Here is a 14,386-nt window from a genome sequence, read left to right as displayed (position 1 = left end):
TGGATTGGTGACCCGCATTGCCAGCAAGGTGACGCATTTGGTCGTGAAAGCCGTGTTGCGGGCACGATTTGGGATCGATGTGCTGACATTTACGGTCATCAACGATGTCTAACTCACATCAGGCGTGACTTAGAATTGGAGCACTATTCATGCAGATGCCTGCGGAGTTGAGTTACGATCAAGCACTTGAGCAACTACGGCGATCATTAAATAACCCTACGGCAATGTTTCGTGATGGGCAATGGTCGGCAATTGATTGCCTAATTAACGAGCATCAACAACTGCTGGTAGTTCAACGCACAGGATGGGGTAAAAGTTGGGTTTATTTTATCGCAGCCCAACATATCCGTGAGCAACGTGGCAAAATGACCCTCATTATTTCGCCATTGTTAGCATTAATAAATAACCAAATTGCAGCCGCCCAACGCTTTGGCTTAACCGCAGTCAGTATTAATTCGAACAATAAAAATGATTGGGATACCATAAAGGGAGTTGTAGTACAAAATCAAGTTGATGTATTGTTGATTGCTCCTGAACGCTTTGCCAACGATACATTTATGGAAGAAGTGTTGTCGCCAATTAGCCAACAAATAGGCTTGTTGGTGATTGATGAGGCACATTGTATTTCCGATTGGGGCCATGATTTTCGCCCTGACTACCGCCGCATTGTTCAAATACTTCAAGTAATGCCGAAAAATTTGCCGATTCTAGCGACTACTGCTACTGCTAATCAGCGTGTGATTGATGATATTCGCGAACACTTGGCTAATTTTACGGTTGAACGTGGCCCTTTGATGCGCGAAAGCCTGAGTTTACAAACCATTCGCTTGCCTGATGCTACGAGTCGGTTAGCATGGTTGGCGCACTATGTGCCTCAATTACCAGGTACAGGCATTATCTATACCTTAACCCATGACGATACAGAACAAGTGGCTACTTGGCTTAACCAACAGGGTATTAGCGCTTGTGCCTATCATGCTGGTGTAAATGCGGAAACTCGCGCCAATTTTGAAAATCGTTTAGCCCAAAATCAAATCAAAGTTTTAGTTGCAACCAGCGCCTTGGGGATGGGTTACGATAAGCCAGATTTGGGATTCGTGCTCCATTATCAAGCGCCAAGTTCGATTATTGCCTACTATCAGCAGGTTGGGCGGGCTGGACGCGCCATTGAACAAGCTTATGGCATTTTATTAGCGGGCGAAGAAGATGCAGCAATTCAGAGTTATTTCCGCAAACAAGCCTTCCCTGAACAAACCATAATTGATGATGTGTTGCACGAGATCAATCAGCATGACGGAGCAAACCTAGATCAGATTCTTCAAAAAATTAATATACGTCGAGGCGAATTGGAGCATACCCTAAAATTTTTGTCGGTCGAAGCCAATCCACCAGTTATCTATAATCAAAAAAAATGGTATCTAACCATCAATGCGAAGAACTATCAGCTTGATCATGCCAAAATCGAGCGCCTGAATCAGCGGCGAATCCAAGAATGGGAAGCAATTCAAGCCTACATTGATACGCAAAACTGCCTAATGCGCCATCTAGCTGAAGCCCTTGATGATGCACAAAGTGCTGATTGTGGGCGCTGTGCCAACTGTCGTGGCAGATTATTGGGTAATGAGCCAACAACCAATTTAATCAACCAATCAGCGCGATTTCTCAGGCACTCGGAACAAGTATTAGAACTAAGAAAGAAAGCAACCTCTAATATTCCTAGTGTTTACAGCCAACTGGCTAGTCTCCCCAAACATTTGCATGCAGCACCAGGTCGCGTTTTGGCTCGCTGGGGCCATGCTGGTTGGGGTGCAATGGTCAGACATGATAAAAAGCACGGGCATTTTCGCGATGATTTAGTCGATGCGGTGGTAGAAATGATTCAACAGCGCTGGATACCACAGCCATTTCCAACATGGGTTGCTTCTATCCCTTCGACCAGAAATCCGCGTTTAGTTGAAGATTTCACCCAACGAGTAGCTCAAAAACTGGGCATACCATGGCTTGCAGCGGTTGTCAAAATCCGTAATAATGAGGCGCAGAAATCCCAACACAATGCTTTTCATCAACAAATGAACGTGCTTAATGCTTTCAAAATTACAGAATGGAAGGCTGAACCTGTGCTATTAATTGATGATATTGTTGATTCAGGCTGGACATTAACCATTGTTGCTAAATTATTGAAAGAAGCTGGGGCAACTGCTGTATATCCTTGTGCATTGGCCTCGACAGCAAGTGATGACGACGAATGAAACTCAACGCCCAAACTCATGCAATTTTGCTGCTAACAACCCATTTAGGCAAGCAAACCAAGGCTAAGCCGTTAAGCACCAGCGAGTGGGGTCGCTTTGCATCATGGTTGCGTAGCCAGCAGTTCCAGCCAGAACAGCTATTAAACCATCAATTGCCACAGCTTTTGAACGAATGGAGCGATCCAAATATCAGCCTTGAGCGGATTCAGCAGCTGTTGGATCGTGCGGCAGCCCTCGGTTTTGCCTTGGAGAAATGGCAACGGGCGGGAATTTGGATACTCATTCGCTCAGATCCGCGCTATCCTCAGCACTTAAAACAAAGGCTCAAGCACCTTGCGCCACCAGTGCTATTTGGTTGTGGCAATGCCGAGCTATTAAATGCTGGAGGCATTGCCGTAGTTGGTGCGCGGCATAGCACCAGAGCCGAGCTTGAATGGACAGCTGAGCTTGGCACCACCCTCGCCAACCACGGCGCAATTGTCGTTTCTGGCGGCGCACGCGGAGTTGATCAGGCGGTGATGCAGGCAGCATTGGCAGCGAATGGCCAAGCGGTTGGTATTTTAGCCGATAGTTTGTTGAAAACTGCCTTAGCTGCAAGCAATCGCCAAGCACTGCAACAGCAGCAACTCGTTTTGGTTTCGCCGTTTAATCCAGAGGCTGGCTTTGATGTTGGCAACGCAATGGGGCGCAACAAATATATCTATTGTTTGGCCGATGCAGCAATTGTGGTCAATAGCACGCCAAATAAAGGTGGAACTTGGAATGGCGCAATTGAAAATCTTAAAGCTGAATGGGTTCCACTTTGGGTCAAGCCAAATTCAGCGGCAAATAGTGGCAATAGCGCGTTGATCAACCAAGGAGCACAAACCTTAGTCGAGCCAATTACCGATTTGCGTCAATTAATCAATCAACCAGTACGCGTTGAAGCAACTCCACTGAGTTTATTTGATTTAGTTCCTGCTGAATCCAATCCAGAGTCTGTAGTAGCCAAACCAACAAGCATCGATCAGCCAATAACAATTAATTTCTATCAGCTATTTCTTGATTATCTTAAGCAAACAGCCAAAACTCCATTATCCATTGAACAAATAATGGAAAGCCTACAATTAACGAGGCCTCAAGTGAGCGAATGGCTTAAACGCGCAATTGAGGCTGGCTACGTTGTAAAAATCAACAAACCAGTGCGCTACCATTGGTGTGCCAATACCAAAATATAATCTTTTTGTGATATTTAAATATAGCTTAGGTATTAAAATGAAAAATATTTCAAATAAATATATCCAAAAAAGAATTGAAGGCTATGCCACTAAGAATATTTATACTTCAGTTAGTCAAATGATAATGCGTAAATATATACTTAATAATGTACTAATAAGTGTAGGTTTATTTATTATTATACTGATACTTAGCATACCAATGAAATACCCAATAATAGTCAAAATTCTAGCATCAAGTATTATTTTATTTGGATTATTGGCATTATTCAACTTTTCTGAAACTCTATCTTATACTGATAAAAAAGCTCAAATTCTCTTTTTAATCATCAAACAATTTCAGCAAACAAAAATTCAAGCCTATCAACTAGCAACTCTAAAGGATATCACCGCACTGGAAGCATCAATTGTAGGAATCAAAACTGCCTCGACATTAATTATGATTACTACCATCGTAACACTTGGGCCAGTTGTGGCCTCAACGGTACATCCATTAATCAGTATAACCGTTAGCATAGTTTTGCTACTGATTTTATTTAATCAGATTCTCCAAGGGTATGCAGATGCTTTAATTCGCCAAGCGATTGCAATGTATGAAGAACAACAGGTATTACTCAAAAAATTACTTGAATAATGCTTGTTATACCTCAACCTGTAACGTTTGGATAACTTTAGCCCGACCACCGGCCAGCAAACTCTGAATTACCCCATCAATGCACTTCGATCACACTTGGCGAAGCTGGTTGCATCAGCCAACCTTGCTCGATCAAAATGTGGCGATTGTGGCGTGGCCGCAGTGGGCAATTTGGCGAGTTGGGGTAAAAAATTCAAGTTTAATGGTGGCAACATTCGATGCGCTCACAAACGCCGTTTCCGATAAGCCAACCTGCTGAACAACCGCTAATTTCTGTTCGATTGTTAAGCCATCGGCCTGAAACACGACCCCTGCTGGATTCCCGCCGCGAGCACCATCAATCAAAGCATTGACAATCAAACGCATGCAGGCACGCCGATCAAGCCTGCGGTGCTGATCAGCGTGCGACAAATTTCAATTTGAAGCTGGTTTTGGCTAATGGCGGCCTTTGGTGGCCGAAACGCTATTGATTGTGCGTTGCAAATCGCTGAGTGTAAACGGTTTTTGCAAAAAGCCTGCCAAACCGTCATTTAACAACGGATCAAGCATCGAATCGACGCTATAGCCACTCATCAAAACAATCGGCACATCGTTGCGAATTGCGCGCAACCCGTGGGCTGTATCGATGCCATTAAAGTGGGGCATCGTGAGATCGAGCAACACCAGCTGATATTCGTTAGCCTGCTCGCGAAAAGCCTTAATTGCACTCTGGCCATCACCAAATCCGCGCACAGTTAGGCCTAAACGTTGCAGCATGCGCTCAGTAACCATCCGAACTGGTGGTTCATCATCGATCAGCATCACCAGATTATGCACTGATTGAACAACATCGTTCGTTGCTGCGAGGGTTGGCTGTAAAATCGAATGTGGTGGTAATAACACCGTGACCTCCGTTCCCATTTGGGGTTGGCTCCACACGGCAATCGAGCCATGATGAGCGCGTACCATGCCTAAGACTGCGGCTAAGCCAAGCCCGCGTCCGGCAAATTTCGTGCTGAAATAGGGATCAAACATCAGCCCTTGGGTGTGGGCATCCATGCCAACGCCGTTATCACGAATACTCAAGGTGATATAGCTGCCTGCGGTAAGTTTGGGCAAGCCAGTAGCGGTATGCGGCGCTTGGGCATACGTCTGGAGCTTGCTGCTAATCTGAATCGCCCCATACCGATGATCGATCGACTCAATACTATTTTTGAAGATACTCAGAATGATTTGGTTCAGTTGATTAACATCGCCCTTGAGTAGCCCCAATTGATCATCAAGCTCATAGGTTATGCTGGTCGTTGGGTGCGCCTGCTCGCTAAACGTCGGGGTTAGCTCACGCAATTGCGCATTCAGATCGACAGGACTACTGACAAACAGGCTGCTTCCGGTATAGGCGACAATTTGCTGGGTTAGCTCTGTAGCACGAATTGCGAGGGCTTCGATCTCTTGCAATTGCTGGTAGATTGGGTGGGTTGGAATGAGATCGAGCAATCCTAGGCTAACATTGCCCCGTATGCCCATCAAAATATTATTGAAATCGTGGGCAATTCCTCCGGCGAGCAGGCCAAGACTTTTGCGTTTTTCGCGTTCGTTGGCAAGTTGTTGGGCAGCTTCACGTTGTTGGATGGCCGTATGATCGCGAATTACTATTTGTACCGCTGAGTTACCAGCAAAAGTTATGGGAATAATCGTCAACCTTAAGGGGATTTCTGAGCTTTTGGTTGGGTCGTAGCGCAGCTCATGGCTCAGCGGCTGTTTGGTTGCTAGCGCTTGCTCAAAGAGTTTTTGCACTGTATTCGAGCTTTGATCAAGCATAACCGCGAGATCGCTACCAAGAATTTGATAGCAGCTTTCAAAACCAAGCAAGGCAATCCCAATCGCATTACTATAAACAATTCGGCCTGATTGTTGCACGACAATGCCATCGGGCATGGCATCGAGCATGGCGCGATAATGTTGATCAATTAGGCTATTGGGCCGCCATAGGGCAGCTTGGCCAAGCGCATTGCTCACATGACGACATACATTGATCACTATCGCTGCATCTGCTTGATTAAAGGTATCTACAATGCTTTCGATCATCAAAACACCCAATAATTGCTGCCCAGCCAGTAGCGGAACGCAGATCGACGATTGGATGTGGGGATGGCTGCGAATAAAATCGGGATCTTGATCAACATAAGCCACCAAATAGGCCTGTTTGGTACGGGCGCAACGCCCAACAATCCCCTGTTGAAAGCTCAATTGTTCAGGATTATGGCCAAAGCCATGCTGGCATTGGAGTTGCAGCATATCGGTGTGAGCTGCATAAATGCAAATGAAGCTATTAGCAAAGCGCTCAGCAATCGCCGTCACGAGTTGGCGATACAGCATATCCAACGGCAAATTTTGGCGTAAAATTGATTCGATCTGTTCAAGCAGCCCATCACTATCAAATTCGGGCTGAACAGCGTCGGCGGCATATTCATATTCATGGCGAGCAGGATTAGGATGTGGGGCTACTGTCGGCTGTTCGCTGGCGTGGTGCGAGTCCATACGTCCTCCCCAAATCAGGATGGGACACAACGACAGAGTATAGGGGCTTGTTTCCTAACAGTCTATAGTTCTTTTAGTGAGTCTTACCCATGACTTATTTCGCCCCACGCTTGTTGTAAGCGCCCAGTGATAGCCTGCCAATCGTAGTTGGCGGCCACAAAGCTCCGCGCAGCAGTGGCAAGGCGTTGGGCCAATTGGCGATCGTGGAGGAGTTTGAGGGTTGCTTGGGCAAACGCATGGGGCGTATCTGCCAACAAGCAATGCTGGTTTGGGACTAAGCCAGTTACGCCATCAGCGCCCATAGTGGTTGAGACGAGAGGAGTTTCGGTGGCCAAGGCTTCGAGCAATTTGAGTCGCACGCCGCCGCCCATGCGCATTGGCAACACAAACACCGCAGCTTGGTTGAAATAAGGCTGCACGCTTGGCACATTCGGCATAATGTCGATCACTCCAGGCTGAGCTAATTGCAGCACCGCCGCAGTTGGTGCGCGCCCAACAATTAATAATTTGGTAGCAGGCCGTTCAGCCCGAATTAATGGCAACACTTCCTGCACAAACCAGCGCAACGCATCGATGTTTGGCCGAAAATCTAAGCTGCCAGTAAAAAGCAATGTATTGGGGTCGAATTGGCGGGGCTGGCTTGGGCTAAATTGCTGGCTATCAACCCCATTTGGCACCACATACAACTGCTTGGTAACTCCAATTTTTTGCAGCATCGTGCGATCTTCAGGCGAAACCACATAGGTTTGATCAAGCTGGTTGCAAACAAAGCGTTCGTAGCGGGCCAATTTGCGCCATTGAATTGCCGAGTAGAGTGCAGCATGCCAGCGCTTGGGCTGTTGGCGGTCGGTTTGGGCGGCGCGTTGTTGCAACAGATATTCAGCATTCCATTGATCGAGGGTTGCGGGCACGCCCAAGCGTTGGGCTTGCAAGGCATATTGCGCCATCTCAATACTTTCAGCTTGAACTAAATCGAAGCGATTGGTATTGAGCAAACTGGCCAGGGCCGAGCGAAACAGCGCCGAAGGGGCGCGCAAGGCCATATCGGGCAACGGCGAAGCGAGCGTCGTCCAGGCGCGTTTGGCAAGGCTGCGTTGCGGCGCAGGAATCAACGTTAAATGGCAATAGTGATTTAGTGGTTGGGCAGCGGCACTAGCTTTATGGCTTGGCGAGAGGCTTAAACACCATAATTCATGCTGGCTGCTTAGCTCACGCATCAGCTGAAACATGCGTTGCGTGCCGCCACTATTGGCGGGGTAAGCAGGATATGGGGTGAGAAACAAAATCCGCATTGGTTTTACTCAGGCTTATTGCACAAGAAAAATTGACGATTCCGGCCTGCATGATAGGCAAAGGGCACTCCATCAACCTCCAACACCACCCGAAAACCAGGCGTAAGCACGGCTCGCCCCATGCCACCATCATCGGCGCAACCAAGATTACTTGCTGGCCACGTGACTGCTTCATCAACCAGCACCTTAATTTGCTCGTTAGAAGTGGCAAATTGGCTTTGATGCAAGGCAATCACCGTTTGGGCGTTGGTTGATTCAGGCTGGCTGATCACAGTTGGCTCCTGAAGCGTAACAAAAGTTGGGTTAATCGTTGGTAAGCGTTGATCAACATTGCCACAGCCAAGCAACAGCCATGGGCTTGCAAGCAGAGCGATGGTACAATTGAGTCGCTTTCGCCAACGACGAGAGCATGGAGTTTTCATAGCCCAAAGGATACCACAAATGCGAAGTCATGCGATTGCCATTGCCAAAGCAGCAGGCCAAATTCTGCGCGATGGATTACGCAATGAGCGTCAGATTCAACATAAAAGCGCCAGCATCGATCTGGTGACAAACATCGATTTAGCCAGCGAAAAATTGATCGTCAGCAGCATCCACGAGCACTTTCCCGAGCATCGAATTGTGGCCGAAGAATCAGGCGACGATGGCCGCAGCGCCGAATATTGCTGGGTGATCGATCCGCTTGATGGCACAACCAATTATGCCCACGGCTTTCCCTTCTTCGCGGTTTCAATCGCTTTGCTGCACCACAATCAGCCAACAATCGGCGTGGTTTACGATCCATGGCGCGATGAATGTTTTGTTGGCGAGCGCGGGGTTGGCGCTTGGCTGAACGATCAGCCATTGCATGTCACGAGCACCAACACGGTTGATGCAGCCTTGCTGAGCACTGGTTTTCCCTACACAATCCGCACAAATCCTGATAACAACATCGCTGAATTTACCCGCATCGTGCTCAAAGCTCAAGCAATTCGCCGTGGCGGAGCCGCCGCCTTGGATATTTGTTATGTGGCGGCTGGGCGCAGCGAAGGTCACTGGGAGCTTGGCCTCAAGCCGTGGGATACAGCAGCGGCAGCGGTTATTTTGAGCGAAGCTGGCGGCAAACTCAGCACCTGGACTGGCGCAGAATGGAATCCATGGATTGATCGCTTGGTAGCAACCAACGGCGCAGTCCATGCCGAGTTAGTTGCGCTGTTACAAGCCTAATTCGATTTTTTAGCCTAAAAAGCTCTTGCGCCGTGCAAGAGCTTTTTTATTTCAACCAAACCTAATCGCCGGAAAAGCCAATAAAACACAATTCATGAGGCTGATCGTTTTCGTAGGCAATGATAATAAAGCCTTGAAAGCTATCGTGATGATCTGAAATAGCCGACTCGTGGGCCATAATTTGGGCTTTGGTCGGGCGGGTTGTGCCAAAAATTTCGCGTTGCAAGTCTTCAGGCATGGGAGCGATCACCGCAAACTGTTCTAAAAAGGCTTGATGCGCGGCTTCTGGGTCGTCTTGATTGTGTGACGAGCGTGGTAATGGGCTAATTTTATCAACAACTCGCTCAATATCGAGGATCGAATGGGTGCCATCAGGCTCATTCCACTTGCGCCATTGCTCGATTGTGGTTGGGTAGGTTTGGCGTTGCAAGGCTTCAAGCTCCTGGCGATAGTCTTCAATATCGTCGGGACTAAGATCCTCAGGAGGTAAATACTCTTCTAAAGCCAAGCCTTCCCACCATGCGCCGCCCTTACTAAAATCGCCACTCTGCAATACTTCCGCTTGCAATTGCTCAAACGCTGCTTGTAAATCGGCTTGATACGGCACAAAATAGTTCCAACCTGATGCACCCATAATACATACTCCTCAACTCTAAGTAGATTGTAGCTGTGCTGTTGATTATAGCAAAAACAGAACATTTGTTCAATTATTTTTATTCCCTGATACTTTACCAGAAAGATTTTGCATATCTCTCAAATATACATACAATCCAAAACATGTCCTTTTAGGGGGTGCAGGGGGATGAAAACCTCCTGCGTTCCCCGCCTTGAGGCGGGGCGGAGGGGTGGTGATCATCATAAATCCTATCAATTCAACCAAAAATGAATAAATCTTAGAACTTTAAATCCAAATAGATGATTTTGGATTACTCTATATTTGCGCTTGTTGATTGTTGAATCAGCTATTGAGCTATGACACTATTTGTTGTTCGCGCTAAACTGTGCGATCATCAAGCGTAATGGTGATGAGATTCTCACGCTGAGGAGTTTGCATGCAGATTCACGGGCAACGCTGTATGTTACGCGATTGGCAGCTGAATGATGTGGCGCTTTGGGGCGATTGGCTGCGGCCTGAACACGAGTGGCAACGCTGGGATGGCCCCTATTATCCAGGCCCAACGCTGGCTGAAATTCCAGCCTTGGTTGCCCAGAAGCGGGCAACCATTGAGGCCGCCGAATGGCCCAACCCACGCATGAATTTGGTCATCGCCGATCCTGCAACTGACCAATTATTGGGCACAGTCACCAGCTATTGGGAAAGCATTGAAACCAATTGGCTATGCTTGGGTATTGTGATTTACGATCCGGCGTGGTGGCAACGGGGGATTGGCCGCGAAGCCTTCAGCTTGTGGATCGATTATCAATTTGCCCAACGCCCAGAGCTGGTGCGCCTCGATTTGCGCACCTGGTCGGGCAACCAGCGCATGGCCAAATTGGCAACCGCGCTTGGTTTTCGCCAAGAAGCTTGTTTTCGCAAAGCGCGGATCGTCGCTGGCAAGTATTACGATGGACTAGGTTTTGGCATCTTGCGCGAGGAATGGCACAATTTCATTAAACGCACGTAAAAATTAGTTCTAAAGAGCTATAGCCAATTCAGCCTAGCTCTGTGATAGTACCCTGCATCATTGTTTATTCTTCAGGAGTATGTATGCAGGGTATTTGGTATTGGATAGGCTCAAAACGGCGCTGGTTAATTATTAGTGCTTTGATGTTTGGCTTGGTTGGCTCGGTTGCTGGGCAAGCTCCCCAAACGGTTGCTGGCGGCAGCATGAACTATCTGCCAAGCGTGATGGCTCACCCTGAACTTGATATTAACAATCGCCAATCGGTGGTCAATTTTTATCAAAACTACTATCTCACATCGATGGCGGTTGATTTAGGTTGGACGGGCAATGCCAGCACCTGTACGCCTGGTACGACCAGCCAAGCCTTCCGCGATACTGTTTTAGCCCGAATCAACTACTATCGGCGCATGGCTGGCATGGGCACGGTTAGCTTTGATCCAGCGTTGAATGCCAAAGCTCAGCAAGCAGCCTTGATGATGAGCCGCAACCGAACCCTCAACCATTATCCGCCTTCGACCTGGCTGTGCTACAGCGCCGAGGGCAGCGAAGCAGCTGGCAAATCGAATTTGGCGGCGGGCATAACCGCTAATGGGACTGGGGCAATTGCCCTCTATATGGCCGATGATAATACGCCCAGCGTTGGCCATCGCCGTTGGCTGCTGTATCCACCAACGCTCAAAATGGGTACAGGCGATGTCGATGGCCAAAACGGCACAATTGACGCTAATAGTTTGTGGGTGGTTGGCAACACTGGCCCGCGCCCAGCAACCCGCACCGAATATATCGCTTGGCCCCCAGCCGGCTTTGTGCCATCGATCAATACCAACAAACGTTGGTCGTTTAGCTTGCCCAACGCCAATTTCGCCAATGCAACGGTTACAATGCAAAAAGCTAATCAGCAACAAGCCACCACGATTGTTTCACGCAGCGGTGGTATTGCTGATAATACGCTTGTCTGGGATGTTACAGGGTATACTAATTGGCCTGCACCTACAACCGACGTTAACTACACCGTCAATGTGAGCAATGTGGTGCACAACGGTCAAACCCGCTCATTCAGCTATCAAGTCACCGTAATTGACCCAAATCGTTAGGGCAGATGGGCTATAGCCAAAATCTCAAATATTTGTCAAAATTCATTAACGAATCAATCAATGGAGGCAAGGTATGCAAGTGGCACACTATAGGCCGCGCAAGCGCTGGCTAGGTTTGGTTATTGCAAGTTTGGTGTTATTGGGCATGGTTGCCCCGCTTGCAGCCCAAGAACCCCAAGCAATTACAGGGGGCAGCACAACCTATTTTCCAATCGTAAGCTCAAACCCTGAGCTTGATATTCACAATCGCCAATCGGTGGTCAATTTCTATACGAATTTTTACTTGCCAAGCGAAGGTGTGGCCGATGGCTGGAATGGCAATCAAGCCACCTGTGATGCAGGCGCAACCAGCCAAGCCTATCGCGATGCGATTTTGCTACGGGTCAATTATTTTCGTAAAATGGCAGGCCTTGCTGCCGTCACCCTCAACGCAAGCTACAACAGCCAAGCCCAACAAGCGGCCTTGATGATGAGCCGCAATAATAGCCTCAGCCACAGTCCACCAACCTCGTGGGCGTGCTACACCGCCGCAGGTAAAACTGCCGCTGGCAAATCGAATTTGTATCTCGGTCAAATTGGCCCAGGCGCGATCACTGGCTATATGCTTGATCCTGGGGCTGGCAATAGCGCCGCTGGCCACCGCCGCTGGATTCTCTACCCGCAAAGCTTACAAATTGGCACTGGCGATGTAGCAAGCCGCAGTGGTTATTCTGGCTCGAATGCCTTGTATGTTTTCGATGAACCAAATATGTGGGGGCCACGGCCTGCGACTCGCACTGCCTATGTACCTTGGCCACCTGAAGGTTTCGTACCCTACCAAGTCGTCTTTGGGCGCTGGTCGTTCTCGCTCGATGATGCCAATTTTAGCAATGCGACAATTACCATGCGCCAAGGCAACACCACAATTCCAGTTACCAAAGAAACGATTGCCAATGGCTATGGCGAAAACACCGTAGTTTGGATTCCCCAAGGCTATAGCAATGGTTCAACTTGGAATCAACCCAGCGCTGATACCACCTACACGATCACGATCAACAATGTTCTGGTCAATTCACAACCACGCAGCTTCACCTATAATGTGACCGTGATTGATCCAAGTCGATAGCTCCTTGTTCAAATCAAAATTGCTAATTGAGACCGACAGTAGCCTTTAGTTGCTGTCGGTCGTGATCTGTGTTGGAGGTGCGTGTGGCTCCCAAAATTGCTTTTATTCGTAAGGGGCGCTGGCCGTTGGCGAATGTGCGAACCGCCGAAGCGCTACGTGCTCAATTCCCCGAATATGAACTCCGTGAGATCGATTTAATTCCTATCATTCTTCGCAAGCCTGCACTGGTTGCATTAAACGGCTGGTGGACATTGCGTCAATATGCTGGCGATTTGGCCTTGCGGCGGCGTGGCCCCAAAGATGCCTTTTTAATTACCAGTTATATTTTTAAAGCTGTCAAGCATTTGGTTGCCGATTTGCTGCGCGATGATGAGTATGTGTTCAGTTTCCAGATGCAATCATTATTTGATGCCAGCGTGCCCAACATTCCCCATTTTGTCTATACCGACCACACCTTGTTGGCAAATCGCCAATATCCGGGCTTTAATCCAGCCTCGCTCTATCACCCAGATTGGATGAAATTAGAGCCTACGATTTATCAAAATGCCAATTTAGTCTTTACACGATCGAATCATGTTTCGCGTTCGCTAATTGAAGATTATCATTGTGATCCAGCCAAAGTGCGTTGTGTTTACGCTGGCAGTAATGCGCCTTTGATCAGCGAAGCGCCAGATCCAGCGCGCTATGCCAGCCAAAATATTGTGTATGTTGGGATAGATTGGGAGCGCAAAGGCGGCCCTGAATTACTGCAAGCATTCGCCCAAGTGCGGGCGGTTTATCCCAATGCAACCCTGACAATTATTGGCGCAACTCCGCAAACCAACCAACCTGGGGTTGAGGTGATTGGGCGGATTCCGGTGGAGCAATTGCCGCAGTATTACCAACGGGCCGCCGTTTTTTGCATGCCCACCAAGTTAGAGCCATTTGGCATCGTGACGATTGAAGCCATGAATTATTGGCTGCCTGTGGTTTCGACCAATCTTGGAGCCATGCCCGACTTTATCGAGCACGATCGCAATGGCTATTTGGTCGAGCCAGGAACTGTTGATCAGTTGGCAACTGCCTTGATCAAATTGGTCGGCGATCCTGAGCGCTGTCGACGTTTTGGCGCTCGCAGTGTCGAAATTGCGGCACGTTATCGCTGGGAAGCGGTCGGTTCGACTATGCGCGAGGCAATTATCCAGAACAGAGAGCATAGAACATAGAACATAGAGCATAAACCGCGAAGGACACGAAGAGCACAAAGGCGCGGAATCAGGCTAGCTTTTAACGCAGAGGCGCAGAGAGTAAGCATCGGGAGCAGTGGTCAGGGTTCAGGGGCATAGGTGGTAACTTAAGCTCTGACAGGCTTAGGGATAGGCATACAAAGAACCTCGTGGTATGCTGGAAGCAATCACCCAACCAGCAGCACGAGGTTCCCCATGCATTCTACCACACCACCCGCCCA

12 protein-coding genes and 2 pseudogenes are annotated in these 14,386 nt (G+C 48.3%); 9 read left to right on the top strand and 5 right to left on the bottom strand.

The genetic code is table 11. The annotated features are described in order from the left end of the window. The 4 genes and pseudogenes from SE18_RS28435 to SE18_RS20560 all read left to right on the top strand — a co-directional run. Positions 1-112, top strand: a pseudogene (locus tag SE18_RS28435) (IS982 family transposase); the annotation flags it as partial. 37 nt (positions 113-149) lie between these two features. Then, on the top strand, positions 150-2,249 hold the full coding sequence (locus SE18_RS20570; RefSeq protein ID WP_201783518.1) for a RecQ family ATP-dependent DNA helicase: 2,100 nt from the start codon (positions 150-152) through the stop codon (positions 2,247-2,249). After that, entirely contained in the window at positions 2,246-3,466 is a 1,221-nt protein-coding gene (locus tag SE18_RS20565; RefSeq protein WP_054536355.1) for a DNA-processing protein DprA, read from the top strand. Before SE18_RS20570 ends, SE18_RS20565 begins: the two co-directional genes overlap by 4 nt. A 37-nt stretch (positions 3,467-3,503) precedes the next feature. Next, a complete protein-coding gene (locus SE18_RS20560; RefSeq protein WP_054536354.1) occupies positions 3,504-4,097 on the top strand; it encodes a hypothetical protein in 594 nt (197 codons plus the stop codon). A gap of 135 nt (positions 4,098-4,232) precedes the next feature. On the opposite strand, the pseudogene SE18_RS20555 reads toward SE18_RS20560, so the two are convergent. The 4 genes and pseudogenes from SE18_RS20555 to SE18_RS20540 form a co-directional block, all read right to left on the bottom strand. Continuing rightward, positions 4,233-4,463, bottom strand: a pseudogene (locus SE18_RS20555) (PhzF family phenazine biosynthesis protein); the annotation flags it as partial. Positions 4,464-4,532: 69 nt separating this feature from the next. After that, on the bottom strand, positions 4,533-6,617 hold the full coding sequence (locus SE18_RS20550; RefSeq protein ID WP_054536352.1) for a response regulator: 2,085 nt from the start codon (positions 6,615-6,617) through the stop codon (positions 4,533-4,535). Positions 6,618-6,700: 83 nt separating this feature from the next. Continuing rightward, positions 6,701-7,909 (bottom strand): glycosyltransferase, encoded by a 1,209-nt coding sequence (locus SE18_RS20545; protein ID WP_054536351.1) that lies wholly within the window; start codon positions 7,907-7,909, stop codon positions 6,701-6,703. A gap of 5 nt (positions 7,910-7,914) precedes the next feature. Then, positions 7,915-8,331, bottom strand: coding sequence for a hypothetical protein (locus tag SE18_RS20540; protein ID WP_054536350.1), 417 nt, complete (start codon positions 8,329-8,331; stop codon positions 7,915-7,917). A gap of 19 nt (positions 8,332-8,350) precedes the next feature. On the opposite strand from SE18_RS20540, the gene SE18_RS20535 reads away from it, so the two are divergent. Next, complete coding sequence (locus tag SE18_RS20535; protein WP_054536349.1) at positions 8,351-9,115, top strand: inositol monophosphatase family protein; 765 nt, start codon at positions 8,351-8,353, stop codon at positions 9,113-9,115. Between the two features lie 61 nt (positions 9,116-9,176). Here the strand turns inward: SE18_RS20535 and SE18_RS20530 are convergent, their stop codons facing one another. Then, a complete protein-coding gene (locus SE18_RS20530) occupies positions 9,177-9,749 on the bottom strand; it encodes a hypothetical protein (RefSeq protein ID WP_054536348.1) in 573 nt (190 codons plus the stop codon). 418 nt (positions 9,750-10,167) lie between these two features. Here SE18_RS20530 and SE18_RS20525 point away from each other — a divergent pair, with 418 nt between their 5' ends. The 4 genes from SE18_RS20525 to SE18_RS20510 all read left to right on the top strand — a co-directional run bounded on the left by SE18_RS20525 (position 10,168) and on the right by SE18_RS20510 (position 14,144). After that, positions 10,168-10,740: a GNAT family N-acetyltransferase gene (locus SE18_RS20525; RefSeq protein ID WP_054536347.1), complete on the top strand. Its 573-nt coding sequence runs from the start codon at positions 10,168-10,170 to the stop codon at positions 10,738-10,740. A gap of 83 nt (positions 10,741-10,823) precedes the next feature. After that, positions 10,824-11,834, top strand: a complete 1,011-nt coding sequence (locus SE18_RS20520; RefSeq protein ID WP_054536346.1) for a CAP domain-containing protein — start codon at positions 10,824-10,826, stop codon at positions 11,832-11,834. Positions 11,835-11,907: 73 nt separating this feature from the next. Then, the gene (locus SE18_RS20515) at positions 11,908-12,939 is read left to right on the top strand and encodes a CAP domain-containing protein (RefSeq protein WP_054536345.1); all 1,032 of its coding nucleotides are present in this window, start codon (positions 11,908-11,910) and stop codon (positions 12,937-12,939) included. Positions 12,940-13,022: 83 nt separating this feature from the next. Next, the gene (locus tag SE18_RS20510; RefSeq protein WP_054536344.1) at positions 13,023-14,144 is read left to right on the top strand and encodes a glycosyltransferase family 4 protein; all 1,122 of its coding nucleotides are present in this window, start codon (positions 13,023-13,025) and stop codon (positions 14,142-14,144) included. Positions 14,145-14,386 lie beyond the last annotated feature (242 nt).

The sequence above is a fragment of the Herpetosiphon geysericola genome, assembly GCF_001306135.1.
Classification (GTDB): domain Bacteria; phylum Chloroflexota; class Chloroflexia; order Chloroflexales; family Herpetosiphonaceae; genus Herpetosiphon; species Herpetosiphon geysericola.
The sequence above is the reverse complement of the archived record's forward strand: the minus strand, read 5'-3'. Positions and strand labels throughout refer to the sequence as shown.

What these genes read in the sequence shown, in the direction of transcription:
- SE18_RS20570 (WP_201783518.1), top strand. Translation starts at nt 150, where the DNA reads ATGCAGATGCCTGCGGAGTTGAGTTACGATCAAGCACTTGAGCAACTA.
- SE18_RS20565 (WP_054536355.1), top strand. Translation starts at nt 2,246, where the DNA reads ATGAAACTCAACGCCCAAACTCATGCAATTTTGCTGCTAACAACCCAT.
- SE18_RS20560 (WP_054536354.1), top strand. Translation starts at nt 3,504, where the DNA reads ATGAAAAATATTTCAAATAAATATATCCAAAAAAGAATTGAAGGCTAT.
- SE18_RS20550 (WP_054536352.1), bottom strand. Translation starts at nt 6,617, where the DNA reads ATGGACTCGCACCACGCCAGCGAACAGCCGACAGTAGCCCCACATCCT.
- SE18_RS20545 (WP_054536351.1), bottom strand. Translation starts at nt 7,909, where the DNA reads ATGCGGATTTTGTTTCTCACCCCATATCCTGCTTACCCCGCCAATAGT.
- SE18_RS20540 (WP_054536350.1), bottom strand. Translation starts at nt 8,331, where the DNA reads ATGAAAACTCCATGCTCTCGTCGTTGGCGAAAGCGACTCAATTGTACC.
- SE18_RS20535 (WP_054536349.1), top strand. Translation starts at nt 8,351, where the DNA reads ATGCGAAGTCATGCGATTGCCATTGCCAAAGCAGCAGGCCAAATTCTG.
- SE18_RS20530 (WP_054536348.1), bottom strand. Translation starts at nt 9,749, where the DNA reads ATGGGTGCATCAGGTTGGAACTATTTTGTGCCGTATCAAGCCGATTTA.
- SE18_RS20525 (WP_054536347.1), top strand. Translation starts at nt 10,168, where the DNA reads ATGCAGATTCACGGGCAACGCTGTATGTTACGCGATTGGCAGCTGAAT.
- SE18_RS20520 (WP_054536346.1), top strand. Translation starts at nt 10,824, where the DNA reads ATGCAGGGTATTTGGTATTGGATAGGCTCAAAACGGCGCTGGTTAATT.
- SE18_RS20515 (WP_054536345.1), top strand. Translation starts at nt 11,908, where the DNA reads ATGCAAGTGGCACACTATAGGCCGCGCAAGCGCTGGCTAGGTTTGGTT.